Genomic DNA, 25179 nt, shown 5'->3' on the forward strand with positions numbered 1-25179 from the left:
GCGCTCGCGGTCGCCCTCGGTCACCTCAAGGGTGTAGGGACGGATGCGGTGCTCCTGGAGCTTGGCCTCGATCAGGGCCAGTGTCAGTTTGGAGCCGATCAGCGGGATGTCCGGCTTCTCCCGCAGCAGGTACGGAACGCCGCCGATGTGGTCCTCGTGGCCGTGGGTCAGGACGATTCCGTCGATGTCCTCCAGTCGGTCCCGCACGGAGCTGAAGTCCGGGAGGATCAGGTCGACTCCAGGCTGCTCCTCCTCGGGGAAGAGGACGCCGCAGTCGACGATGAGCAGTCGGCCGCCGTACTCGAAGACGGTCATGTTGCGGCCGATCTCGCCGAGACCGCCCAGCGGGGTGACGCGCAGGCCCCCCTCGGGCAGTGGCGGCGGCGGGCCGAGTTCGGGATGCGGGTGGCTCAAAAGTCTCTCCTCACCACGCGCGCCACGCACCCTGGCGGGCACGTGGCGCGCGATCGTCGTGCACTTGCAGTTGTTGGTCCGTATCCAGTTGTGAAGTCTGTTTCAGAGCTGTACCCCGCCGGCGGCGAGATCGCGCTTGAGCTGCTCGGTCTCCTCCGGGGTCAGCTCCACGAGCGGCATGCGCAGGGGGCCTGCCGGCAGCCCCTGGAGCGCGAGGGCGGCCTTGGTGGTGATCACACCCTGGGTGCGGAACATACCGGTGAAGACCGGCAGCAGCTTCTGGTGGATCTCCATCGCCTTGGTGACGTCACCACTGATGTGGGAGTCCAGCAGAGCGCGCAGTTCGGGGGCGACCATGTGGCCGACGACCGAGACGAAGCCGACGGCACCGACGGACAGCAGCGGGAGGTTGAGCATGTCGTCGCCGCTGTACCAGGCGAGTCCGCTGGTGGCGATGGCCCAGCTCGCACGCCCCAGGTCGCCCTTGGCGTCCTTGTTGGCGACGATCCTGGGGTGTTCGGCCAGTCGGACGATGGTCTCGGTGTTGATGGGGACGCCACTGCGGCCGGGGATGTCGTAGAGCATGACCGGCAGGCCGGTGGCGTCGGCGATGGCGGTGAAGTGCCGGTACAGGCCCTCCTGCGGAGGCTTGCTGTAGTACGGCGTGACGGCCAGCAGGCCATGGGCGCCGGCCCGCTCGGCCGCGCGGGCCAGCTCAAGGCTGTGCCGGGTGTCGTTGGTGCCGGCTCCGGCGACGACGTGGGCGCGGCCTCCGACCGCCTCGACCACGGCCCTCACGAGCTGGGTTTTCTCCACATCGCTGGTGGTCGGGGACTCGCCGGTGGTGCCGTTGACGACGATGCCGTCGTTACCGGCGTCCACCAGGTGGGCAGCGAGCTGCTGCGCGCCGTCGAGGTCGAGATCGCCGTCCGCGGTGAACGGCGTGACCATCGCGGTCAGGACCCGCCCGAAGGGCGTCTGCGGTGTGGAGGTCGGAGCCATGGATCCCACGCTACTCGCAGCCGGAGGTCCGGTGCGCCCTCGGGAGGCGGTTGAGGAGCCCGGCACTGTCCGCTCGGGGGTTCAGACAGTACCGGGTCCGTAGGAAAAGCGTAGACGAACATCTTCAAAGGCCGCAATCCGGACATAGATCGCAGCGGTCCCGTGCTCTACGGGGCGACCCGCCCGTTGGCGTTGAACGCCTCGTGCGTCAGCGGCATGAGACCGGCCCAGTGCGCCTCCATCCGCTCGGCGACCATCTCGATCTCCCGCTGCGGGAAGGAGGGCACCTTCGCCAGCTCGTGCCGGGTACGCAGCCCCAGGAAGTGCATCAGCGACCGGGCGTTGCAGGTGGCGTACATCGAGGAGTAGAGGCCGACCGGAAGGACCGCGCGGGCGACCTCGCGGGCGACGCCGGCGTCCAGCATCTCCTGGTACGCCTCGTAGGAGCGGCGGTAGGAGAACTCCATGCTCTCGACGGCCAGCCGGTGCTGCCCGGCCGTGCCCTCTACGAACCGGTACTTGCCCGGACGCCCCTCCTGCACCAGCTTGCGGGAGGTGTCCGGCACATAGAAGACGGGCTCCAGCTCCCGGTACCTGCCGCTCTCCTCGTTGTAGCTCCAGCCGGCCCTGTGACGGTGGAACTCGCGGAAGACGAACAGCGGTGCGCTGATGAAGAAGGTCATCGAGTTGTGCTCGAACGGGCTGCCGTGCCGGTCGCGCATCAGGAAGTTGACCAGCCCCCTGGAGCGCTGCGGATCCTTCTCCAGTTCCTCCAGGGACTGCTCGCCCGCGGTGGAGACCCGCGCCGCCCACAGCACGTCGGTGTCTGCGGCCGAGTGTTTGACCAGCTCGACGGTCATGTCACTGCGGAAGCGGATGTCGGGGGCGTCGGACACCGGGGATCCTTTCGGTCGTGCCACGCGGGAAGTCGGGGCGGCGCACAGCCTATGGCGGCGACGTCCGCGGGGGCGACCTCGCCCCCGCCGGAACGGCAACGGGCACGTTCGCTGATATTCTTCCGCAAGCAGCAGAAAACGGGCACTCAATCGGACGCCTGGACGTTCCCCCTGTGGCAGTACAGATCACCCTTCGAGGAGCAGCAGCAGATGGTCCGCCGCGAGGAGTCCGTGCCCTTCGCCTTCGTCGCCGACTCCGGACACTTCCGCAGTAACGTCACTCCCCCGCGCCACCGTCCGTCGAGGACGGATGTGGCCGGTCGAGTGCTGCTGGGGGTGGTCGTGGTCGCCGGCCTCGTGGGGTCCCTGCTTCTGGGGATGCCGGCCCTGGAGACCCCACGGCCGCAGGACGGCGGGCCGGACCGGCCGACCGCCGCCGAGAGCCGCTGATAATCTCCTCGCTCACAGGCCCCCACCCACTGTGTCCGTGAGCGAGGATCCCGTGCCACTGCACTTCCTGACGGCCGACGGCGAACTGGACGCCACCGCCTCCGACGAACCGCTGCCGTACGAGGAGCGGGAGAGATGGCGACGACCGTACCGGCCGGGCCCCTGGCGGGTGGCCGGAGCGGCGCTGGCGCTGCTGCTCGCCGCCTACATGCTGATGTCCACCCTGATCATCGCCATGGCGGGCGCCACCGCGGAGGCGGTCGTGTGCCTGCTCGTCGCGGCGCTGGTGATCGCGTACGCGCTGCGGCTGGTGCGGGTGGGGGTGTGGGTCAGTGCCCGCGGGATACGCCAGGTGGGCCTGGTCTCGACCACGACGCTGTCCTGGCGGGACGTCTCGGCCGTACGAACCGTGCAGCAGCCGGTGAAGTGGCTGGGCATGCCGCGGACCGTGCAGGGTCAGGCCCTGCTCGTCGAACCGCGGCGCGGCGAGGCACTGAGGCCGGTGCTGACCGACCACAACGCCGATTTCCTGTCCCGCCCCGGCTCCTTCGACCAGGCGGCGGACGTGGTCGAGGGCTGGGCCGCGGAGAACCGCCGCCCCTAGCCCGCGCCGACCCGTCGGGCCCGGGGGCGGCCGGCGCCGTTCAGGCGGCGGTCTCCCGCACGGGCCCGCCGTCGTGCAGCGCGATGGCACGCTGCATGGCCTTGCGGGCCCGCGGGGTGTCCCGGGCGTCGCGGTAGGCCACGGCCAGCCGGAACCAGCAGCGCCAGTCGTCCGGGGCGGCCTCGGTCTCCTCCTTGCGCCGGGCGAAGACCTCGTCCGCCGACGCCTTGTCCAGGCGTCCGCCCGCCGTCCGCGCGGGCCCGTCCTGTGGCAGCCCGCCCTCGGCCTCCAGTTCCCGCGCCAGGCGGCCCGCGTTCCACGCGAAGCGGGTGTTGTGCCACAGGAACCAGGCCCCGACGCACGGGAGGACGAAGGCTACTGCCCCCATCCCCATCGCGGCAGGCTCGCCCGTCCTCAGCAGCAGCACGCCCTCCAGTGCCACCACCGCGAAGACGACGACCAGCGAGACGGCGAGGAAGGTGTAGGTGATCTTTCCGCCCATGGTTCTCAGTCCAGGTCCATGAAGTGCTCCAGCCCCACGGTGAGGCCGGGGGTGCCCGTCACGCGACGCACTCCCAGCAGGATGCCGGGCATGAAGCTGCTGTGGTGCAGTGAGTCGTGGCGGATGGTGAGGGTCTCGCCGGTGTCACCGAAGAGCACCTCCTGGTGGGCCAGCAGTCCGCGCAGCCGCACCGCGTGCACCGGGACCCCGTCCACGTCCGCGCCGCGGGCGCCGTCGAGGGCGGAGGTGGTGGCGTCCGGCTGCGCCGGGCAGGCCGCCTCGGCCCGTGCCGCGGCGATGAGCCGGGCGGTGCGTGTGGCGGTGCCGGAGGGCGCGTCGGCCTTGTTCGGGTGATGCAGTTCGACGACCTCGACGGACTCGAAGAAGCGGGCGGCCTGCCGGGCGAAGCGCATGGTCAGCACGGCGCCGATGGAGAAGTTCGGCGCGACCAGCACTCCGGTGCCCGGGGACGCCTCCAGCCAGGTGCGCAGCTTCCCGAGGCGCTCGTCGGTCCAGCCGGTGGTGCCGACGACGCCGTGGATGCCGTGGCCGACGCAGAACTCGAGGTTGCCCATCACCGCGTCGGGATGCGTCAGGTCCACCACGACCTGGGCACCCGCATCGGTGAGCGCCTCCAGGCAGTCGTCCTTGTCCAGGGCTGCGACGAGTTCCATGTCGTCGGCGCCCTTCACGGAGCGGGCGGCCTCGGAGCCGATGCGGCCCTTCGCGCCGAGGACTGCTACGCGGAGCTTGCTCATGTGCGTGTTCCCTTTCACGGGTACGGGCCCGCGGGGCCCGGGTCGGGCGGACCGGTCAGGCGACGGCTTCGTCCAGGCGGGCGCCCTGCCGGTCGGTCAGCGGCCCGATGACCGACAGTGAGGGTCGCCACCCCAGGATCTCGCGGGCCACCGAGCGGATGTCGTCGGGGGTCACGGAGGCGATCTTCGCGAGCATCCCGTCGACCGACAGTTGCTCGCCCCAGCACAGCTCGCCCTTGCCGATGTGGTTCATCAGCGCGCCGGTGTCCTCCAGCCCCATGACCGTGGAACCGGAGACCTGTCCGATGGCGCGGCGCAGCTCCTCGTCCCCCAGACCGTGCGAGGCGACGTGGTCGAGCTCGTCGCGGCAGATCTTCAGCACGTCGTGGACCAGGTTGGGGCGGCAGCCCACGTACACGCCGAACAGGCCGCAGTCGGCGAAGCCGGAGGTGTAGGAGTACACGCTGTAGGCCAGCCCGCGCTTCTCCCGCACCTCCTGGAACAGCCGGGAACTCATCCCGCCCCCCAGAGCCGCGCTGAGCACACCGAGCGCCCAGCGGCGCTCGTCGGTGCGGGACAGCCCGGGCATGCCGAGGATGACGTGGGCCTGCTCGGTGGCGCGGTCCAGCAGGTCGACGCGGCCCGCGGTGCGGATGCGGCGCGAGCCGCTCCGGGGGCCGACGGGCTCGGTGTCGGTGCGGCCCAGGGCGCCCGCGCGTTCGAAAGCCTCGCTCACCTGGCGTACGACCGTGTCGTGGTCGAGGTTGCCGGCGGCGGCGACGACCAGGTGGGTGGGGTCGTAGTGCCGGCGGTGGAAACGGGCGATCTGGTCGCGGGTGAGGGCGTTGATGGTGTCGGTGGTGCCCAGGACCGGGCGGCCCAGCGGTGTGTCGCCGAGCATGGTCCTGGCGAACAGGTCGTGGACGCAGTCCCCGGGATCGTCCTCGGTCATGGCGATCTCCTCCAGGACGACGTTGCGCTCTGCGTCGACGTCCTCGGAGCGGATCAGCGAGCCGGTCAGCATGTCGCAGACGACGTCGACCGCCAGCGGCAGGTCGGTGTCCAGGACACGGGCGTAGTAGCAGGTGAACTCCTTCGCCGTGAAGGCGTTCATCTCACCGCCGACCGCGTCGATCTCCGCGGAGATGTCCAGGGCGCTGCGCCGCCCGGTGCCCTTGAAGAGCAGGTGCTCCAGGTAGTGGGTGGCACCGTTGAGCGTGGGCGTCTCGTCACGGGAGCCGACCCGCGCCCAGATGCCGAAGGTGGCGGAGCGGACGGTCGGCACCGACTCGGTGACGACCCGCAGACCGCCGGGGAGCACGGTCTTGCGGACTGTGCCCGCGCCGTTTCCGGCGGCGACGGCGGACGGGGACCAGCGTCCGGAGACGGATCCGGGCACGGGTCCGGCGGCCGGGCGGGAGGCGTGATGAGGACGGGCGACGGCCCGCCCCACCGGGTCGGTGGGGCGGGCCGTCGTACGGGGCGTGCGCGTCACTTGGTCGCGGTGTCCTTCGCGTCGGTGGTCTCGGCGCCTTCCTTCTCGTCCTCCTCGAGGACCGGGATCAGCGACAGCTTGCCGCGCTGGTCGATCTCGGCGATCTCGACCTGGACCTTCTGGCCGACCCCCAGCACGTCCTCGACGTTCTCCACGCGCTTGCCGCCGGCGAGCTTGCGGATCTGCGAGATGTGCAGCAGGCCGTCCTTGCCCGGGAGGAGGGAGACGAACGCTCCGAAGGTGGTGGTCTTCACGACCGTGCCCAGGTAGCGCTCGCCGACCTCGGGCATCGTCGGGTTGGCGATGCCGTTGATGGTGGCGCGGGCGGCCTCGGCGGCCGGACCGTCGGCGGCGCCGATGTAGATGGTGCCGTCGTCCTCGATGGTGATGTCGGCGCCGGTGTCCTCCTGGATCTGGTTGATCATCTTGCCCTTGGGGCCGATGACCTCGCCGATCTTGTCGACCGGGATCTTCACGGTGATGATCCGCGGCGCGTTGGGGGACATCTCGTCCGGGACGTCGATGGCCTCGCTCATCACGTCCAGGATGTGCAGGCGGGCGTCGCGGGCCTGCTTGAGGGCCGCGGCCAGCACGGAGGCCGGGATGCCGTCCAGCTTGGTGTCGAGCTGGAGGGCGGTGACGAACTGGCGGGTGCCGGCGACCTTGAAGTCCATGTCGCCGAAGGCGTCCTCCGCACCGAGGATGTCGGTGAGGGTGACGTAGTGGGTCTCACCCTCGATCTCCTGGGAGATCAGGCCCATGGCGATGCCGGCGACCGGCGCCTTGAGCGGCACGCCGGCGTTCAGCAGCGACATGGTGGAGGCGCACACCGAGCCCATGGACGTCGAGCCGTTGGAGCCCAGCGCCTCGGAGACCTGGCGGATGGCGTACGGGAACTCCTCGCGGGTGGGCAGGACCGGGACGATCGCCCGTTCGGCCAGCGCACCGTGGCCGATCTCGCGGCGCTTGGGGGAACCGACGCGGCCGGTCTCGCCCGTGGAGTACGGCGGGAAGTTGTAGTTGTGCATGTAGCGCTTGCGCGTCACTGGCGAGAGGGTGTCGAGCTGCTGTTCCATGCGGAGCATGTTGAGGGTGGTGACGCCCAGGATCTGGGTCTCACCGCGCTCGAACAGCGCGGAGCCGTGGACCCGCGGGATCGCCTCGACCTCGGCGGCCAGGGTGCGGATGTCGGTCAGCCCGCGGCCGTCGATACGCTTCTTCTCCTTGATGACGCGCTCGCGGACCAGGGCCTTGGTCAGCGAGCGGTACGCCGCGGAGATCTCCTTCTCGCGCCCCTCGAACTTCGGCAGCAGCTTCTCGGCGGCCAGCGCCTTGACGCGGTCGAGCTCGGCCTCGCGCTCCTGCTTGCCGGCGATGGTCAGCGCCTGGGACAGCTCGTCGCGGACGGCCGTCTGCAGCGCCTCGTACACGTCGTCCTGGTAGTCCAGGTAGACCGGGAACTCGCCGACCGGCTTGGCCGCCTTGGCCGCCAGGTCCGACTGGGCCTTGCACAGGGCCTTGATGAAGGGCTTGGCGGCCTCCAGGCCGGCGGCGACGACCTCCTCGGTCGGCGTCTCGGCGCCGCCCTTGACCAGCTCGACGGTCTTCTCGGTGGCCTCGGCCTCGACCATCATGATCGCCACGTCGCCGTCGGGCAGGACACGGCCGGCGACGACCATGTCGAAGACGGCCTCCTCCAGCTCACTGTGGGTGGGGAAGGCCACCCACTGGCCGCGGACCAGGGCGACGCGGGTGCCGCCGATCGGGCCGGAGAAGGGCAGCCCTGCCAGCTGGGTGGAGCAGGAGGCGGCGTTGATGGCGACCACGTCGTAGAGGTGGTCGGGGTTGAGCGCGAGGATCGTCTCGACGATCTGGATCTCGTTGCGCAGGCCCTTCCTGAAGGACGGGCGCAGCGGGCGGTCGATCAGGCGGCAGGTGAGGATCGCGTCCTCGCTGGGGCGGCCCTCACGGCGGAAGAAGGAGCCGGGGATCTTGCCCGCGGCGTACATCCGCTCCTCGACGTCGACCGTCAGGGGGAAGAAGTCCAGCTGCTCCTTGGGGTGCTTCGAGGCGGTGGTGGCCGACAGCACCATGGTGTCGTCGTCCAGGTAGGCCACGGCGGAGCCGGCGGCCTGGCGGGCCAGGCGGCCCGTCTCGAAGCGGATGGTGCGGGTGCCGAAGGATCCGTTGTCGATGACGGCCTCGGCGTAGTGGGTCTCGTTCTCCACCAGGGAATTCTCCTCGTCTGCGTCCGTGCCCGTGTGGCGCGGACGGTGGCGGTGGAGCGTCTTCCCGTGCGGGCCGGTCTTCGATCGAAGCTCCCGGGGCCTTTCGCCCGGGGGCCACTACCGAGGACCGGCGGCGTGAAGGCGCTCCGCCTCGTTCTCGTATGTCGTTGTGGGACCAGACTACAAAGCTTCCGGCCTCCGTGAGTGCCTGTGAGGTGCCGCGAGTACGGCGAAGGGAGCGGTTCCCCTGCCGGGAACCGCTCCCTCTCACGGCGTACTACCGGGCGCCGGCCGCACCGCGGCGGATGCCCAGGCGCTCGACCAGCGCGCGGAAGCGCTGGATGTCCTTCTTCGCCAGGTACTGCAGCAGGCGGCGGCGCTGGCCGACCAGGAGCAGCAGGCCCCGGCGGGAGTGGTGGTCGTGCTTGTGGGTCTTCAGGTGCTCGGTGAGGTCCGAGATGCGACGGGTGAGCATCGCGACCTGGACCTCGGGGGAGCCGGTGTCGCCCTCCTTGGTGGCGAACTCGGCCATGATCTGCTTCTTCGTAGCGGCGTCGAGCGACACTCGATACTCCTTGGATTCTTCGTCGAGGCCACCGAGTGCCCCTGGTCTTCCGCGCAGGGGATCTTCCATGACTCGGGAGGCGGGGTCCGCTGGGCGCTGCCTCCAGGTGGTCACCGGAAGACGCGTACACAAACGGCCGCCGACAACCCTACCAGTCGTGCGACGGGCCGCTCACCGCAGGCCGCCGCCGAAACCGCCGGAGGGGCTGGGAGGTTCCGGTCGTCCGTCTCAGCCGGTCATGCTCCGTGCGGCGGAGTAGGCGTCCAGCACCGCCAGGCACAGCGGGACCGGCGACAGCAGGACGAGGCCCTCGGCGAAGTCGAGGAAGCGGCCCCAGAAGGGGGTGACGCCGCGCCGCGGCACGATCAGGCCGATGGCCGTGGCCAGTGCCGCCGCGCCGGCCAGGGCGGCCGACAGCCAGACGGTGCGCAGATCCAGCGGGCCGCTGTTCCCGGCCAGCAGTTCGCCCACCAGGTCGGCCGGCGGGTTGAGGGCCAGCCCCAGGGTGAGGAGGGCCAGGGCGGCCAGACCCGCGGCGAGGGTGCAGGCGACCTGGGCGGTGTAGCGGAACAGGCGGGCGCGCGTCAGCGCCGCCAGACCGGCGGCCAGGGCGAGGAGCTGTCCCCAGCCGGAGTCGGAGAAGCCCAGGACGGCCGCCGAGGCGACGGTGACGGCCGAGCAGCCGCCGACGAGGCCGAGCAGCGTCTCGTGGCCGCGGCGGGCCTGGGCCGCGATGCGGTCCGCGTCGACCGGGCCCGCGGTGTCCGGGGCGGCGTCGGGGTCCTCGTCGTAGCGCATGGTGCCGGCGCGCGGTGCGTTGTAGCCGATGGGGAGCCGGGCGAAACGGGCGGACAGGCCGGGCAGGAAGGCGATGGCGCCGATCGCCACGGGGGCGCACACGGCCGCGGTCTGCACCGGACTCAGCCCGGCGAGGATGCCGGCGAAGGTGGCCAGGGTGCCGATGGCGGCGGCGAAGGCGGCGGCGACGAACGGGCCGTCCCCGCCCGGCGTGGCGGCGATCAGGGCGACGGAGGCGACGAGGACGGCCACGCATCCGAGCAGGAACTGCAGTCTGCCGATGCCTGCGCCGTCCGCCAGGGGCAGCAGCCCGGAGCCGGCGATCATCACGTGCGGCAGGGAGGCGAGTCCGAGCGCCGCCGCGCAGGGGCGGTCGTCGTACACCCGGGCCCGTACCGCCGCGAAGGCGATCAGCAGCACTCCGGTTACGGCGGCGAGGACGCCCGGCAGGCTGTGCATGTCGTGGCGGACCGGGTCGGCGAACCACAGCACGAAGGCCATGAGTGACAGCAGCACCACACCGCCGACCAGCCCGGCGCCGCGCATCAGGTCGTCGCCCCACATCCTGCGGTCCTTCGAGACCGCGGAGGCGACCGCGTCGGAGACGTCGTCGAAGACGGCCGGCGGCAGCGACTCGGCGAACGGGCGGAGGCTGAGGACCTCGCCGTCCAGGACCCGCTGGGCGGCCAGGGAGCGGGCGCTGTCGAGCACGCCGCCGTCGCGGCGCACCAGGTGGTAGCCGACGGGGGCGCCCTCGGCGGAGGCCTGGCCGCTGAGGCGGAGGATCTCGGGGTACAGGTCGGCGACCGGGACGTCCTCGGGGAGGGCCACGTCGATACGGCTGTCGGGCGCGACGATGGTGATCCGGCAGAAGCCGGTGGCGGCTGCCGGTGCAGTCGTACTCACCTTGAGATCCCCCTCGTGGGCTGCTCGCTGGCTCACTGGCTCCACACGGTGCGCGCGGCACCTTCGCGGGACCCCGCGTTCTCCCGCGGCTTTTCACCCCTGGTCGGCCGCTCACGCCGCGCGTATGGCGCGCGCCACCCTACCGCCCTCCCGGCGCCGCCGGCTGCCAGTAGTATCGCCCCGCGCGGACCGGGTCCGTCGCCACGGGGGCGCCGGCAGACACACCACCGTCCCGCTCTGCCCGAGGGATTGATGCTTCCGTGAGCCAGATCGTCGTCAAGCGTCCGCCGCGGGTGCTCCCGCCCAGCGTGCCCGGCGAGGATCTGAGGCTCGAACCGCCACCCGAACTCCCGCGCGGACAGCAGGAGGGCATGCTGTTCCAGCTTCTGCCGATGCTGGGCATGGGTGGTTCGGTGGTCTTCTTCTTCATGCCGAACGCGCATCCCTTCATGCGCATCATGGGCATGATCATGATCGCGTCCACCGTGGCCATGCTCATCGCCACCATCGTGCGGTTCCGGCGCGGCACACAGGGCGAGATGGCCCAGATGCGCCGCGACTACCTCAAGTACCTGGCGCAGACCAGGCGCAAGGTCCGCAGGACGGCGCGGATGCAGCGGGACGCGCAGTACTACCTGCACCCCTCTCCGGACCAGTTGTGGACCCTGGTCGCCGAGTCCTCCCCACGCTTCGCCGGGGAGGCCCCCGGCCGGGTGTGGGAACGGCGCGCGAGCGACGACGACTTCGTGCACGTACGTGTCGGCCTGGGCGAGCAGCGGCTCACAACCCCGCTGGTGGCTCCGGAGACGGCGCCGGTGGACGAGCTGGAGCCGCTGACGGCCGGTGCGATGCACCAGTTCCTGCAGACGCAGGGAACCGTCGCGAACCTGCCGATGGCCGTGTCCCTGCGCGCCTTCTACCACCTGACGGTGAGCGGCGACCCGGACTCGGTGCACGGCGCCGTCCGCGCCATGGTCGCCTCCCTGGTCACCCTGCACTCCCCCGAGGACCTGGTGGTCGGCGTGGTGACCGGGCGGGACGGCGCCGAGCGCTGGGAGTGGGCCAAGTGGCTGCCCCACGTCCAGGTCTCCGGCGTCGCCGACGGCGCGGGCAGCGGGCGGCTGATCACGGGCGATCCCGCGGGCCTGGAGCATCTGCTGGGCGCGGGACTGGAGGGCCGCCCCCGCTTCAACTCCTCCGCACCGCCGCTGCTGGATCAGCCGCATGTGGTGGTCGTGCTGGACGGCGGTTCCGTGGTGCCCCCGGAGTCGATGCTGGCCTCCGCCGAGGGGTTGCAGGGAGTCACCGTCATCGAGGTCGTTCCCGGTGACATCGGCAGTCCGCGCGGCGGCCTGTCGGTGGTCGTACGCCCCGGTGAGCTGCGGCTGGAGTCGGCGCACGGCGCGGTGTACCGGGGCCGGCCCGACTTCCTCCCCCCGGAGACCGCCGAGGCGCTGGCCCGTCAGCTCGCCCCGCTGCGCATGGGTGCGGGCGGCGACGACGACGAACCGCTGCTGGCGAACCTGGAGTTCACCGACCTTCTGAGTCTGGGCGACGCCGCCTCGGTCGACGTGCGGCGCACCTGGCGGCCGCGGTCGACGGCCGAGCGGCTGCGCGTGCCCATCGGCGTGGGCGAGGCCGGCCAGCCGGTCATGCTGGACCTGAAGGAGGCCGCGCAGGACGGCATGGGCCCGCACGGCCTGTGCGTCGGCGCGACCGGTTCGGGCAAGTCGGAACTGCTGCGCACCCTGGTCCTGGGCCTGGCGGTCACGCACTCCTCGGAGACGCTGAACTTCGTGCTGGCGGACTTCAAGGGCGGCGCGACCTTCGCCGGGATGTCGCAGATGCCGCACGTGGCGGCCGTCATCACCAACCTGGCCGACGACCTCTCGCTGGTCGACCGCATGGGCGACTCCATCCGCGGCGAGCTCAACCGCCGCCAGGAACTGCTGCGCGACGCCGGCAACTACGCCAACATCCACGACTACGAGCGGGCCAGGACCGCGGGCGCTCCGCTGATCCCGCTGCCCTCGCTGGTGCTGGTCATCGACGAGTTCAGCGAACTGCTGACGGCCAAGCCGGACTTCATCGACATGTTCATCCAGATCGGCCGCATCGGCCGTTCGCTGGGCGTGCACCTGCTGCTGGCCTCGCAGCGCCTGGAGGAGGGACGGCTGCGCGGTCTGGAGACCTATCTGTCGTACCGGATCGGTCTGCGCACCTTCTCCGCGGCCGAGTCCCGCGCGGCGCTGGGCGTGCCGGACGCGTACCACCTGCCGTCGGTGCCCGGCTCGGGCTATCTGAAGTTCGGCACCGACGAGATGGTCCGCTTCAAGGCCGCCTACGTCTCGGGCGCCTACCGCTCCGGCGCCTCCGCCTCCGCCGGAACCGCCGGCGGGCCGCTGCCCGCCGAGCGCCGGCCGGTGCTCTTCACCGCCAGGCCGGTGCCGGTGCCCGCCCCCCGGCGCGCCGAGCCCGCCCCGGCCCCCGTACCCGCCGCCCCGGCCGACGACGACGCGCTGGCCGACACCGTTCTGGACGTCGTCGTGCGCCGGCTGGAGAACCAGGGCCCGGCCGCCCACCAGGTGTGGCTGCCGCCGCTGGACCAGGCGTCGCCGCTGGACGAGCTGCTGCCCGGCCTGGAGGTGGTCCCCGGCCGCGGCCTGACCCGGCCGGACCATCCGCACGCGGGCCGGCTGACGGTTCCCCTGGGCCTGGTGGACAAGCCGTTCGAGCAGCGGCGCGAGACGCTGCTGCGCGACTTCTCCGGCGCCGCGGGCCACATGCTGGTCGTCGGCGGCCCGCAGGCGGGCAAGTCCACCCTGCTGCGCACTCTGATCGCCTCCTTCGCCCTCACCCACACCCCGCAGGAGGTCCAGTTCTACGGACTGGACTTCGGCGGCGGCGGTCTGGCGGCCGTGAAGGACCTGCCGCACGTGGGCGGCATCGCCTCCCGGCTGGACCCGGAGCGGGTGCGGCGGACCGTGGCCGAGGTCGCCGGTGTGCTCAACCAGCGCGAGGAGTACTTCCGGGCCGGCGGTGTCGACTCCATCGCCACCTTCCGGCGCCGCCGGGCCCGCGGGGAGATCACCGACCAGCCGTGGGGTGATGTGTTCCTGGTCATCGACGGCTGGGGGGCCTTCAAGCAGGAGTACGAGATGCTGGAGGCCGTCGTCACCGACATCGCCTCCCGCGGTCTGGGCTACGGCATCCACGTCGTGGTGGCGGCCTCCCGGTACATGGAGGTGCGGCCGGCCCTGAAGGACCAGCTGCTGAACCGGCTTGAGCTGCGGCTGGGCGACACCATGGACTCGGAGTTCGACCGCAAGGTCGCGGCGAACGTGCCCACCGGTGTCCCCGGGCGCGGCCAGACGCCGGAGAAGCTGCACTTCATGACCGCGGTGCCGCGCACCGACGGCGTCGCCTCCGACGAGGAGCTCTCCGACGCCACCGCGGCGCTGACCCAGGCGGTGGCCGACGCCTGGCAGGGGCCCCCGGCCCCGCCGGTGCGGCTGCTGCCGCGCGAGCTGCCCGCCGGCCGGCTGCCGGGAGGCGGCGACCACCCGCGGTACGGCGTCGCCTTCGGCATCGACGAGAACACCCTGCGGCCGGTCTTCGTCGACTTCGAGACCGACCCGTTCTTCCTGGTCTTCGGCGAGAGCGAATCGGGCAAGACTGCACTGCTGCGTCTGCTGGCCAAGCAGATCTGCGAGCGCTACACGCCCGACGAGGCGCGCATCGTCGCCGCCGACTACCGGCGCTCGCTGCTGGGGGACATCCCCGACTCCCACCTCATCGTGTACGCCGCCATGTCCAACGCCATGGACACGCACATGGCAGCGATGAAGGACCTGATGGAGAAGCGCACCCCGCCGGAGGACGTCACCCCGCAGCAGCTGCGCGACCGCAGCTGGTGGCACGGTCCGAAAATGTTCATGATCATCGACGACTACGAGCTGGTCTCCACCTCCAGCGGCAACCCGCTGGCGATGCTCGCCGAGCACCTGCCCTTCGCCCGGGACATCGGCGTCTGCTTCATCATCGCCCGCAGCTCGGCCGGGGCCTCCCGCGCCTCCTACGAGCCGTTCATGCAGCGCATGAAGGAGCTCGGGGCCCAGGGCGTGGTCCTCTCCGCCGACCCCGGCGAGGGCGATCTCCTCGGCAATGTCCGCGGCCGGCCGATGCCGCCCGGCCGGGGCCACTTCGTCTCCCGCAAGCGCGGGGCCCCGCTGGTCCAGGTGGGCTGGCTGCCGCCGAGCTGACCCCCCTTCCCCCGGGTCCCCGGGGCGGCGGCACACCCGGCCCGCCGGCATGCCGCCGCCCCGGCGCGTTCCCGCGCCGGGGAAGAGCCTCCTCGACCGCTCCCGCACGCCCGGCGGGCGCCGGGTGCTGGGGCCGGGGGCCCAGGAGTTGCGCCCCCGGGACTCGTCGGCGCCGCCATCGCGTCGCGCTCCGTCCCGGAACGCTCCGGGCGGTGACTCCCCGGCCGGCCCCGGACGTGTCCGCGAGTCGTCTCGAACCGGCGTTCCCCGTGGTCCGGAGGTTGCGCGGACGCCCCTCGGAGCACGTACCGGGCTGTTATCTTGCCCGGGGGCCGTGAGCCGCGCAGCGCCGCGCCGGGCCCCTCACGTTCACCGACGCCGCGCCGGGGATCCGCCGGTGCGGCGTGGCACGGGGCACGCTCCCGTCGCCGGCGTCCATCGAGGAAGGACACTGATGGGGACTCAGCAGGATAAGGACGAGCTGTACGCGATGGACATCTCAGACGCCGTGTGGGAGAGCGCGCCCGGCGGTCCGGAGGACGAGAAGGTGGAGATCGCCCATCTGCCGGGCGGTGCCGTGGCCATGCGCAACTCCAAGGACCCCGGCACCGTGCTGCGCTACACCGCCGCCGAGTGGCGGGCCTTCGTCCTCGGTGTCCGCGACGGGGAATTCGACCTCAAGCCCTGAGACCCCGCGCCCCGGATCTCTCGCCGGCCGGGGGACGAGCGGAAAAGCGGGCGGGCGCGACGGACCCCAGGGGTCAGAACTCGAACCGCTGGGCCGCCTTGCGGTCCGTCTGCTGGTAACCGCTGGTCGATTCGACCAGGTTGTCGGCGATGGCGTTCAGGGTGGCGTTCAGGCCGCTGACGTCCCGGCCCCAGCCGTCGTGCTTGGCCTTGAACGCCTGCTTCGCCTCACCGTCCCAGGTGTTGACGACCTTCATCACCTTGTCCTCGAGCGCGTTGAGCTGGTTCGTCAGCTCCTTGGCCGCGTTGCGGACATCCTCCGCCGCGCTGATGACGGTGCCATAGGTGATCTTGATGGTCATTTCGGCCCCTACCTTCTCTGTATGGCTCGTTACTTGACGGTCGGGGTGACGCCCGTACCGGCGAAGTCGCTGATCGGGCTCGCCTTCGCCAGCTGGTTGAACTTCTCCATCTGGTCGATCTCGTTGGCGGTGAACCCGTCCTTGCTCGCCTGGAGGGCCTCCTCGATCATCTGGAGCCTGCCGTCCAGCTTCCGGGCGTACTCGTTCGTATCCCGCTGGAGCCGGTCGTAGGAGCTCGCGGCATCGCCCTTCCATGCGCCCTGGATCGTGTCGACCACGGCGTTCAGGTTGGAGATCTTGCTCTTGAGCTTGGCCTGCATGTCGTTGACCTGGTCGATCAGCGACTTGAGATCGGCATCATTTGACTGGAAGTCGCCGCCGCCTTCTCCGGACATACCGCTCTCCTCGAATGTGGTTGATGGTGATCACTGACTGGTCGTCATGGGTGCTCCGCGCACGGGCCCCGTCATGTCCTGCGGATCGTCCTCCGCACGAGAACGAATGCGCCGACGACCACGATGGCCGCCGCGGCACCCGCCCCCAGGTAGATCCACAGACTGCCGTCGTCCTCCGACGCGGCGGCCGCGGTCTCACCCTGGTCCTTCCGGTCCTCGTCCGTTCTCCCGGCACCGTCCCGGTCGTTCTTGCCGTCGCTCTCCCCCTCGGCGGAGGACGCCGCCGGCGGGAGGGTCGGTTCCGTGGCCTCGATCGGGTTCCTGTCCGGGTCTCCGGAGTCGCCCCCGCCGTCGAGTAGGTGGATGCGGGGCCGGACGGCACCGTATCCGATGTGCACGCTGGAGGCCCCCTCCTTCTTGTCCTTGCGCCCGGCGGTGTCCACCAGCACACGGAGGACCTGGTTGGCCGTCCAGTCGGGGTTCCTGGCCCAGATCAGAGCCGCCGAGGCGGAGGCGAGGGCGGTGGCCGAACTCGTGCCTCCGTCTCTGACGCAGTACTTCTGGAAGCTCTTGTCACACCAACCGGGCATCTCGCTTCCCGGAGCGGACAGATCCACGTTGACGCCGTACTGGGAGAAGCCCGTCACCTCGCCCTGCTCATCGGTGGCGCCCACGCCGACGACGCCGGGGTACGAGGCCGGATATTCTGGCCTGTTTCTTCCTTCGGCGTCGTTTCCGACGGCAGCAAAGAGCAGTTTCCCTTTACCAATGGCGTACTCGATCGCCTCTGCTCTAGCCGGGTCGTAGTACGGGCCTCCGAAGGACATGTTAATAATCTTGGCGTCGCTGTCGGCCGCCGCACGGATCGCCTTCACAAAACCGTTGGTTTTGGACTTGCCGTCGAGACCCTTCAGCGGAATTCGGTATGGGATGACCCTCGCTCCAGGGGCCAGTCCCCGGACGCCCCCGTTCTTCCCCGTGCCGGCGATGAGCTCCGCCATGGCCGTCCCATGGCCGAGGTAGTCGTCGGTGGCCTCCCCCGGGGTCCCGGTCATGTCCTCTCCGGGTAGTACCTGGCCCCGGAGAGCATCGGTGGAGTCGTTGACGCCGCTGTCGACGACGGCCACCTTGACACCTTCGCCCGTGCTGACCTTCCACATCTCCTCGGCCCGCATGGCGTCCAGGTACCACTGCTGCGAACGGACATCCTCCGCTTGAGCCACAGGTGCCGTCCCGACAAGGCATATGGTCCATGCACCGGTTACAGCCAGTGCGGAGAGCAGGCGCCGTCGCATACGCCGCGACGGCAACCTGTGGCCGTGGTCGTGTCCTGCCGTCATCGCCGCTCTCCGTCGTGGGTTAGTCGATAACAGGAGGGGCGGTTCCGTTGCGCCCCGTCCGCCAGGTCTCCTCGTCCTCGGTGAGGTGGCCGGGCCTGCGGGAGTCCTTCCGGTTCTCCTCGTGGGGGCCCGTGCCTCCGCCCCGTGGTACCGCGCCCACCGTGCTCTGGCCGACTCCACCCGCACCACCTGTGCCGCCTCTCGCCAGCCCGGAGCCGCCGGGCGTGAAGGGACGTACCGCGCCCCCCTGGCCGGGGGTGTTCCGGGGAGCTCCGACGGCACCGCCGCCGGTCGCCGCACCCGGCCTGCGCCCGGTAGGGCCGCAGCCCGTCCCCGAGCCGATCGCTCCCGTGCCCGCGGCTCCCGCCGGGGGCCGTCCCGTCGTGCCGTGCTCCGCTCCGACCACGGTTCCACGCGGGAGGCGCGGGCCACTGGACGTCCCTCCGCCCTGCTGCGGAGTCCCCCCGAAGATGCCACTGCCGCCCCGCCCCATGGGCGGTGCCGTCGCGGTGGGCGCCCTTCCGGCGGGAGGGCCGGAGCCCGTGACCGGCCGGGGGTTCGTGTTGTCCGCCGGCGGAACGGTGGACGGACCACCCGCACGTCCCGTTCCGGGCCGGCCAGGCCCCTGGCCCGGAGCGTGTGTGGTCGGAAGCCCGGAGGTACCCACCTGCTTGAGATTCCCCCCTCCTCCTCCGTGAGGGGGAGCAGGGGCGGGGCCGGGCAGGGCGGGGCCGGGTGCGGCGGGCCCGCCGCCCGTCGGGGCGGCCGGGGTGCGCGGGCCGGTGTCGGCGGGCGCGGTAGGTGCCACGGGAGCAGCGGTGTTCAGGTCTGTGCGCACAGGTTCCCGAGGCGCGGGGACTCCCCCGACGAATCCGGGTTCGCCCTGAGCGGAGGGCGTCGCTCCCACGCCGGTGGCCTGCGAGCCGTTCACGGGTCCCCCACCTCCGTGACCAGGAGACGCGGAGACGCCCCCACCCCCGGGGGCGGGTTTTCTCCCGTCCTCGTGCGGCGCGGGCGGCATGCCGACGTTCGGCATCGGGCCGAACTCCGGCTCCTCCAGGCCCGTCATGTTGTCGTGCGAGACCTTGTAGTAGGAGGCCAGGCGGTTCATCTGGTTGATGGCCTCCTGGCGGTTGTCCTCCTTCTCCCCGGCCAGCCTGTACCTCTCGCTGGACTCGTCGCGCTCCTCGGGCGGGATGCTCTCCAGGCGCGGCGCGGCCATGACCGCCGGATCGCGCTCGGGCATGCCGCCGCGCACCATGGACAGGCCGACTCCGGCGGCCTTCAGCTGGGTGCTGGCCTTCTCGGTGAAGTCCGCGAGGAGCAGGGTGTTCCTGCTCAGCTTCCGGCCCCACCCGCGGAAGCTGTCGCCGAACTCACCCTCCCAGTCGACCTTGTCGATGTGCTTCCTGAGGTCGTCGCCGACCTGTCTGATCTTGCCGCCCGCGTCCCAGAGCGTGTCGGCGGCGGTCTCGATGTCGGCCGGGTCCGCGTCGTCCACCAGGGAGAACATCTCTTCGAGGTCCTTGTTCTCGAAGTCCGTGGTGCCCATGACACTGTTGCGCGCGGCCATGCCCCCGAACAGGTCGACCGGGACGAGGGCGCCGTTCCGCTTGAGATCGGTCATGACGAGCTGTCCTGCGACGAACGGCTCCTCGGGCCTGTCCTGCCCGCTCTGCCCGTCCTTGTCGGTCACGGTCGTACCTCCCCCGTCAGTAGGTGACCCCGGTGGCCTCGTCCTCGGGCGGCTGCCTGCTCGCCGCATGCTGCTGATGCTGGTGGGCCCTGGTCTGGAGCGCCCAGAAGCGCCGCTTCAAGTCGTCCTCCAGGTTGCCGAAGCCGACGTCGGCACCGTGGACGGCGATGCGCATGGCCTCGATCTGGTCGCCGAGGACTCCGGAGAGCCTGGTGAGCTGGGCGTGCACCCGGGCGTACTGCGAGTAGACGCCGTCCGCCTCGGCGAACTCGCCCCCGAAGGAGGACCGCTTCACTTCCTGCTGCCCGACCTTCGTGGGGGAGGCGGGCGAACTCCCCAGATCCTCCAGGATGTCGTCGACCCGGTTCTTGAAGTCCTTGAGCGACTCGAGTTCACCCTTGAGCTTTCCGGTCGGCACCCCCATCAGGCTCCCCCTCCGCCTGCTCCAACGCACATCCCGATCCGTGCCCCATCACTCTAGACACTGCCTGTGACACGACGGCAACCCGGTTCTCCGGCGCGTCACATGGGCGTCCCGGCGCCGCGGACGCGGTCCTCGGCCGGTCCCCGTCTGCGCCGCCAGTCCCGGTACACCAGCGAGCCCCCGGCTATCACCGACACCAGGACGCCTCCGCCGACCACCGTGTAGGTGCCCAGGCGCCTGTCACGCTCCTGCGGGGTCTCGCCCAGGTGGAGTTCGGCCGGGGTCGGCGGTTCGGCCCGGTCCACACCCTCGCGGGCCACCGGCTTCCCGACCGGCCTGTCGTCCTCGGTGAGCGCCCGGACGGGGTCGACGACGCCCCAGCCCACATGGCGGTCGTGCCCGGGTACGGAGCGCTCGGCGGTCTGCGCGATCTGGGCGGCGATGTGGTGCGGCTCCCAGTCCGGGTGCTCGGCCACGAGCAGGGCTGCCACGCCCGCCACGTAAGGCGCCGAGAAGCTGGTGCCGTCGTCGGCGCAGTGGCCTCCGCCCGGGACCGTGGAGATCATGTCGACGCCGGGCGCGGCGACGTCCACGAAGTCGCCCGACTGGGAGAAGGGCGCCCTCTCGTTGTTCCGGTCGGAGGAGGCGACGGCGATGACGCCCTCGTAGGAGGCCGGATAGGTCTCCTTCACGTTGCCGCCCAGGCCGTCGTTGCCGGCCGAGGCGACGATGACGACGCCCTCGGCCAGTGCGCGGTTCACCGCCTGCTCGAGCTTTGAGTTGGGCAGCAGGGGCTCGGCGGTGTCCTGCGAGATGTTGACGACCTTCGCCCCGACGTCGACGGCGTGGTCGATTGCCTCGGCCATGCTGTCGGTGTTTCCCCTCCCGGCGGCATCGTTCTGCTGGATGGGGACGATGGTCGCGTCGGGGGCGATGCCGACGAAGCCGGTGTTCCCGGCCGGGCGTGCGGCGATGATGCCCGCGACCTTGGTGCCGTGGCCGACGGCGTCGTCCGTGCCGTCCTTCGCGGGAGGCTTGGGGATGTTGCCGTACTCGTCCTTCTCGGGGGCGGGCAGATTGCTCATGCCCAGTCCGGCGTCGACCGCGTCCTTCAACTGGGGGTGGTCGTCGTCCACTCCGGTGTCGATGACCGCGACCTTGACGCCCTTGCCCTTCGTCTTCTCCCACAGCTGGTCGAGGATCACCCGTTTCAGCGACCAGGGCCTGCCCTCGAAGGGCTTGGCGGGGAAGGTGCACTGCCCGGTGTCCGCGGCGGCCGGCGGCGCCCAGGCCAGGGGGGCTGCGACGGCGCCCAGGGCCGCCAGGCCGATCGCCGCGGCCGTCGGGAGCGCCGCCCACCTCGCCGGCGCGGGCGTGTTGGGAGCCGAAGTGTCCGTCATCTCGCGCTCTCCCGGCTCAGGAACCCTGCGGCTGCTTCGCCGCGTTCGTGCTCAGCCTCGGCCCGGTGGGCAGGAAGCCCGACCAGGCGGCGGGCACCGGGACCGGCCGGACGCCCTGGTAACCGAGCATGATCTGCGCCTGGTTGCCCTCCCGGACGCTCTGCGCCGGGTCCTTCTTCCTGCCGTCCGTGCCGATCCCGGACTCGTCGTGGCCGCTGTCGGTGTTCGCCTGCACCGCGTAGCGCAGACCGGTGTCGGTCACCAGGAAGACGCCACCGGAGCCGGTGTCCCGCCCTGTGACCTGGCGGAAGAGCAGGCCCGATCCGGGGGTCACGTAGGCGCTGGTGGCCCCGTTGGGGAGAGTGGCCGGGTATTCCTCGCCCGCCCAGGTGCTGAGCGTCGTGGTGCCCTTCTTCTCGTCGACGCCGCGCAGCACGTTGCACAGGGCGTCCCGGCCGCTGTCCGCCCGGTTGACCGCGCTCGGTTCCGCCCCGGGCCAGTTCCGGCTGTTCCCGTAGAAGGTGCTCTCGGGCCGGATGGCGCCGGCGCTGACCTCCCGGGCCTTGCCCTGCTGGCCGAGCGGGGTGGCCTGCGGACTGTTGAGCAGCAGCTTGGCCATGAAGTCGGTGACCGGCCTGGTCTGGCCCCTGAGCACCACGTAGTGCTGGTGGCCGGTTCCGGAGGGGGCGCGCAGCACCATGCCGACCCGGTTGGCCTCGGCGTCCAGGTCACCCGGGGCGCCGGCCGGGGTGCCCGTCCCCCCGATCCCCTCGGGGAACAGGATCGGGTCGCCCTGCCTGAAGGTCTTGAGCCAGTCACCGGTGACGTCCTGGGGGCGTGTGTTGCCGACGACGGTGCGCAGCAGAGTGTCGTCCGCCTCGATGGGGTACGCGGTGCCCTGCGCGTCGATGATGTGGAGGCCCTTGCCGGGGTCCCTGACGTACATCACCTGACCGCCGCGCAGCCGGTTCTTCCCCTCGACCCGCTTCTCGTCCCGGTCGGCGAGGACGAAGACCGCCTTCTGTACGCCGTCGTCGCCGGGCTGGACGCACACGGCCCAGCGCTTGCCCTTCGTCGCGTCCTCCTTGCCGGGCAGCCGGTCGGGGGCGTAGGGGATGCCGAGGGTGGCGCCGTGCGGGATCCTCCCGCTGTCGAGGACCTTCTCCTCGACCTCGACGATCCCGAACTTGCCGGGGTCCAGCAGGAGTTTCGCGGAGGCCAGGTTGAGCACCGGGTGGAGCTGCTTCTTCCCCCTGGTCTCGAGGACGACGTACCGGGTGGTGGACTCGCTGCCGATGATGACCTTCTCGCCGGGGTTGTCCCAGCCCTTGGGTGCCTTGGGTTTGAACATCCCCCAGGCCCCGAAACCCGCCAGGACCACGGCCCCGATGACCAGCCCGGGGAGCACCGCGCGCAGCGGGCGCGGCGCCCCCTCCTCGGTACCGGTCGGTGTGGGCTGGAGGAACGCCGAGACCAGCCGCTTCTTGGCGAAGGTGTAGGCGTTGAGCTCGTCCCGCCGTGATGCCATCTCTCGCTGCTTCTCCCCGCTGGTGGGCCCGGTGTCCCCCGGGGTTCCGGAGCCCGCCACTACTGCCTTCTGTCGGACCGGGCCCCTACTATGCCCGTTGGCGATCGGCGCTCGCTGCTCCGGTAGGGTGATCGCCCGACCAACGCCCTGGAGTCTCAGGGCGATTACGGACACAAGGGGATTCACAGGGGATGGGGACCGCCACGCGGGCCCGGACCGCCACGTCCGCGCCCGACAGCCCGGCGCCGGACGGCGCACACCCCGAGCCCGCGAGGCCGCATCCGGTGCGCTCGGCCACACCGCGCGCCGAGGCACGCCGCCGAGGCCTGGGGCCGCTCCGGCTGCACCAGCTGGTTCTGGCCGAGCTGGCCGCGGCGGGAGTGCTGGCCGCGGCCGCCGTGCACGAGGTCCTGGTGATCCCGGCGGCCGTGGTGGCCGTCGCCCTGCTGCTCCTGACGGTGCTGCGGCGGCGCGGCCGTCCGCTCCCGGAGTGGCTGGGCACCGTCATGGCTCTGCGCCGTCGCAGGCGGCGGGCCGCCGCCGAGGCGCTGCCGCCGGGCACCGACCCGGGCCTGGCCCCGGCCGTCGAGTGCGATCCGGCCCTGCGCAGCCTCACCTACGTCGACCGCGAACGGCGCGGCGTCGGCATGGTGGGGGACGGCACGTTCCTGACGGCCGTGCTGCGCGTCGAGCCCCGCCTCTCCGCTCTGCGCTCCGGCCCCGACGAGCGGCCCCTGCCGCTGCGGCTGCTCTCCGACGCCCTGGAGGTGGACGGCATCCGGCTGGAGTCGGTGCAGGCGGTGCAGTACACCCGGCCCGCCCCGGCGCCGCATCTGCCGGCGCAGTCGGTGGCCGCCTCCAGTTACGGCCCCCTCCAGGCTTCGTGCGGCGCACCGGCCGTACGTGTGACCTGGGTGGCCCTCAAACTCGACCCGGAGCTGTGCCGGGAGGCGGTCCGGGCGCGCGGGGACGGCCTGGAGGGCGCGCAGCGCTGCCTGGTTCGCGCCGCGGACCAGTTGGCGAGCCGGCTGGCCGGCGCGGGGTTCCGGGCGACGCTGCTGCCGGAACAGGAGCTGGTCACCGCGCTGGCGACGTCGGCCGGGGCGAGTCCGGCGGCCACGGCGCGGGCCGGGCGTCCCGACTCCGTCCCCGCACGGCGCACCGAGGAGAAGGCCCGTGCCTGGCGGTGCGACGACCGCTGGCACACCACGTACTCGGTGGCACGCTGGCCCGAGCTGGGGCCGGGGGCCGCTCCGCTGCCGTCGCTGGTGGCGTCGCTGACGGGGCTGCCCGCCCTGGCCACCACCTTCGGCCTGACCCTGAGCCGGGGCGGGAGCCGTTCGGCCGCGATACGCGGACATGTGCGCATCACCGCCCGCAGTGACGCCGAACTGGTCACCGCCCGGCATGTACTGGAGCGGCTGGCACGGGAGCACCACGTCGGGATCGCCCGGCTGGACCGCGAGCAGGTGCCCGGGGTGCTGGCGACACTGCCGCTGGGAGGGACACGCTGATGTCCGGATCCGCCGACTCGGTGCGCATGGCCGCACGTCCCCGTCTGGGATTCGGACTGCGCGGGCCGCGGACGGCCCGTCATGTCCTGTCCGTGGAGCAGTTGGACGCGCTCGCCCTGCCGGTCGGTGACGACGGAGTGGTGGCGGGAGTCGACGTCGAGGACCGTCCGGCCGTCATCGGCCTCCACCATCCGGCCCCCTACGACGTGGTGCTGATCGGCGGTCTGTGGACGGCTCAGGTGCTGTCGCTGCGTGCGGCGGGCACGGGCGCGCGGGTGGCCGTCGAGACCGGGCGGCCCCAGGCGTGGACGAGTCTGGCCCGGGCCGCGGGCGGCGACCAGCAGTGCATGACGCTCCACGACGTCGGCCGGGTTCCGCCGCTGGGCGCCACGGCCGTCTCGCCGGTGGTGGTGATCCGGGACTGCGGGATGAAACCGCCGCGCGGCCGGGTCTCCTCGGGTCCCTGGCAGTCGGTGCTGACGCTGCTTCCGTATCTGAGCCCGGTGGCCCCCCGGCTGCTCAGAGGCGCCTCGCTCACCGGAGTCCAGCAGGTCTCCCCCGAGGAGGCGCGGCAGGTGGGCAGGATCCTCTCCCTGTCCCGGCAGGAGGCCGAGGCGCTGTCCACGCTCGCCGACGGTGTGACGCTGTGGTGCGCGGGCCGGGACAGGCGGTTCGTGCTGACCCGGCCCACCGACGCCGAGACGGGGCTGCTGGGCGTGGCCCGGCGGCTGGACTGACGTCCGCCGCCTCCTGCACCGCCTCCACCGTCGCCCGCCCGCCGTCTGTCGTCCCGTCACCGGTCCGTTGTCCGAGCGGGACAGGACTGGGGCATGCCGTTTCGGCGCCCGTGGCGACTAGGGTGGACATGCGCGCGGCAGGACATTCCGAGGAAACATGCCGGAGGCCGCGGCGGCGGGGGAGCCGGTGGCCGGGTCCGCCCGTCGGCAGGGAGC

The 25179-nt window shown here is 71.7% G+C and carries 22 protein-coding genes (1 of these 22 running past the window's edge); 6 read left to right on the plus strand and 16 right to left on the minus strand.

The features are described from left to right. From ACGRHY_RS06555 to thyX, 3 genes are all read right to left on the minus strand, one after another. On the minus strand, positions 1-414 hold the 5' portion of the coding sequence (locus ACGRHY_RS06555) for a ribonuclease J (RefSeq protein ID WP_394634452.1). It extends 1272 nt beyond the left edge of the window; only the first 414 of its 1686 coding nucleotides appear in the window; it begins with the start codon at positions 412-414; the stop codon falls past the left edge of the window. Positions 415-516: 102 nt separating this feature from the next. Continuing rightward, positions 517-1416, minus strand: a complete 900-nt coding sequence (gene dapA, locus ACGRHY_RS06560; RefSeq protein ID WP_394634453.1) for a 4-hydroxy-tetrahydrodipicolinate synthase — start codon at positions 1414-1416, stop codon at positions 517-519. Between the two features lie 167 nt (positions 1417-1583). Continuing rightward, the gene (gene thyX / locus ACGRHY_RS06565; RefSeq protein WP_394637946.1) at positions 1584-2276 is read right to left on the minus strand and encodes an FAD-dependent thymidylate synthase; all 693 of its coding nucleotides are present in this window, start codon (positions 2274-2276) and stop codon (positions 1584-1586) included. Positions 2277-2522: 246 nt separating this feature from the next. On the opposite strand from thyX, the gene ACGRHY_RS06570 reads away from it, so the two are divergent. Together ACGRHY_RS06570 and ACGRHY_RS06575 are read left to right on the plus strand one after the other, a co-directional pair. Continuing rightward, positions 2523-2762, plus strand: a complete 240-nt coding sequence (locus ACGRHY_RS06570) for a hypothetical protein (RefSeq protein WP_394637947.1) — start codon at positions 2523-2525, stop codon at positions 2760-2762. Positions 2763-2814: 52 nt separating this feature from the next. Then, positions 2815-3366 carry an SCO5741 family PH domain-containing membrane protein gene (locus ACGRHY_RS06575; RefSeq protein WP_394637948.1) on the plus strand — a complete coding sequence of 184 codons (552 nt, stop codon included), beginning with the start codon at positions 2815-2817 and terminating at the stop codon, positions 3364-3366. Positions 3367-3406: 40 nt separating this feature from the next. On the opposite strand, the gene ACGRHY_RS06580 is transcribed toward ACGRHY_RS06575, so the two are convergent. The 6 genes from ACGRHY_RS06580 to eccD form a co-directional block, all read right to left on the minus strand. Next, positions 3407-3868: a hypothetical protein gene (locus ACGRHY_RS06580; RefSeq protein WP_394634454.1), complete on the minus strand. Its 462-nt coding sequence runs from the start codon at positions 3866-3868 to the stop codon at positions 3407-3409. Between the two features lie 5 nt (positions 3869-3873). After that, positions 3874-4626: a 4-hydroxy-tetrahydrodipicolinate reductase gene (gene dapB / locus ACGRHY_RS06585; protein ID WP_394634455.1), complete on the minus strand. Its 753-nt coding sequence runs from the start codon at positions 4624-4626 to the stop codon at positions 3874-3876. A gap of 55 nt (positions 4627-4681) precedes the next feature. After that, complete coding sequence (locus tag ACGRHY_RS06590; protein WP_394637949.1) at positions 4682-6025, minus strand: M16 family metallopeptidase; 1344 nt, start codon at positions 6023-6025, stop codon at positions 4682-4684. Positions 6026-6117: 92 nt separating this feature from the next. Then, positions 6118-8349: a polyribonucleotide nucleotidyltransferase gene (locus ACGRHY_RS06595; RefSeq protein WP_394634456.1), complete on the minus strand. Its 2232-nt coding sequence runs from the start codon at positions 8347-8349 to the stop codon at positions 6118-6120. Between the two features lie 277 nt (positions 8350-8626). After that, a complete protein-coding gene (gene rpsO, locus ACGRHY_RS06600) occupies positions 8627-8914 on the minus strand; it encodes a 30S ribosomal protein S15 (protein WP_093662273.1) in 288 nt (95 codons plus the stop codon). A 228-nt stretch (positions 8915-9142) separates the two neighbouring features. Next, the gene (gene eccD, locus ACGRHY_RS06605) at positions 9143-10618 is read right to left on the minus strand and encodes a type VII secretion integral membrane protein EccD (RefSeq protein ID WP_394634457.1); all 1476 of its coding nucleotides are present in this window, start codon (positions 10616-10618) and stop codon (positions 9143-9145) included. Between the two features lie 260 nt (positions 10619-10878). Between eccD and eccCa the strand changes: the two genes are divergently transcribed. Both eccCa and ACGRHY_RS06615 read left to right on the plus strand, forming a co-directional pair. Next, on the plus strand, positions 10879-14880 hold the full coding sequence (gene eccCa, locus ACGRHY_RS06610; protein ID WP_394634458.1) for a type VII secretion protein EccCa: 4002 nt from the start codon (positions 10879-10881) through the stop codon (positions 14878-14880). Positions 14881-15334: 454 nt separating this feature from the next. Next, positions 15335-15568, plus strand: a complete 234-nt coding sequence (locus ACGRHY_RS06615) for a DUF397 domain-containing protein (protein WP_394634459.1) — start codon at positions 15335-15337, stop codon at positions 15566-15568. 73 nt (positions 15569-15641) lie between these two features. On the opposite strand, the gene ACGRHY_RS06620 is transcribed toward ACGRHY_RS06615, so the two are convergent. The 7 genes from ACGRHY_RS06620 to eccB form a co-directional block, all read right to left on the minus strand. Then, positions 15642-15929, minus strand: a complete 288-nt coding sequence (locus ACGRHY_RS06620) for a WXG100 family type VII secretion target (RefSeq protein ID WP_394634460.1) — start codon at positions 15927-15929, stop codon at positions 15642-15644. A gap of 29 nt (positions 15930-15958) precedes the next feature. Then, on the minus strand, positions 15959-16324 hold the full coding sequence (locus ACGRHY_RS06625; protein WP_394634461.1) for a WXG100 family type VII secretion target: 366 nt from the start codon (positions 16322-16324) through the stop codon (positions 15959-15961). Between the two features lie 71 nt (positions 16325-16395). Next, a complete protein-coding gene (locus ACGRHY_RS06630) occupies positions 16396-17664 on the minus strand; it encodes a S8 family serine peptidase (protein ID WP_394634462.1) in 1269 nt (422 codons plus the stop codon). A gap of 19 nt (positions 17665-17683) precedes the next feature. Then, entirely contained in the window at positions 17684-19360 is a 1677-nt protein-coding gene (locus ACGRHY_RS06635) for a WXG100 family type VII secretion target (RefSeq protein ID WP_394634463.1), read from the minus strand. Positions 19361-19376: 16 nt separating this feature from the next. Further along, positions 19377-19784: a DUF2563 family protein gene (locus tag ACGRHY_RS06640; RefSeq protein ID WP_394634464.1), complete on the minus strand. Its 408-nt coding sequence runs from the start codon at positions 19782-19784 to the stop codon at positions 19377-19379. Between the two features lie 98 nt (positions 19785-19882). Then, complete coding sequence (gene mycP / locus ACGRHY_RS06645; protein ID WP_394634465.1) at positions 19883-21184, minus strand: type VII secretion-associated serine protease mycosin; 1302 nt, start codon at positions 21182-21184, stop codon at positions 19883-19885. Between the two features lie 16 nt (positions 21185-21200). Further along, on the minus strand, positions 21201-22712 hold the full coding sequence (eccB, locus tag ACGRHY_RS06650; RefSeq protein WP_394634466.1) for a type VII secretion protein EccB: 1512 nt from the start codon (positions 22710-22712) through the stop codon (positions 21201-21203). A 191-nt stretch (positions 22713-22903) separates the two neighbouring features. Here eccB and eccE point away from each other — a divergent pair, with 191 nt between their 5' ends. Next, on the plus strand, positions 22904-24226 hold the full coding sequence (eccE, locus tag ACGRHY_RS06655) for a type VII secretion protein EccE (protein ID WP_394634467.1): 1323 nt from the start codon (positions 22904-22906) through the stop codon (positions 24224-24226). After that, entirely contained in the window at positions 24226-24963 is a 738-nt protein-coding gene (locus ACGRHY_RS06660; RefSeq protein WP_394634468.1) for a hypothetical protein, read from the plus strand. Before eccE ends, ACGRHY_RS06660 begins: the two co-directional genes overlap by 1 nt. Positions 24964-25179: the final 216 nt, after the last annotated feature.

The organism is Streptomyces shinuiensis (assembly GCF_043660855.1).
Lineage (GTDB): Bacteria > Actinomycetota > Actinomycetes > Streptomycetales > Streptomycetaceae > Streptomyces.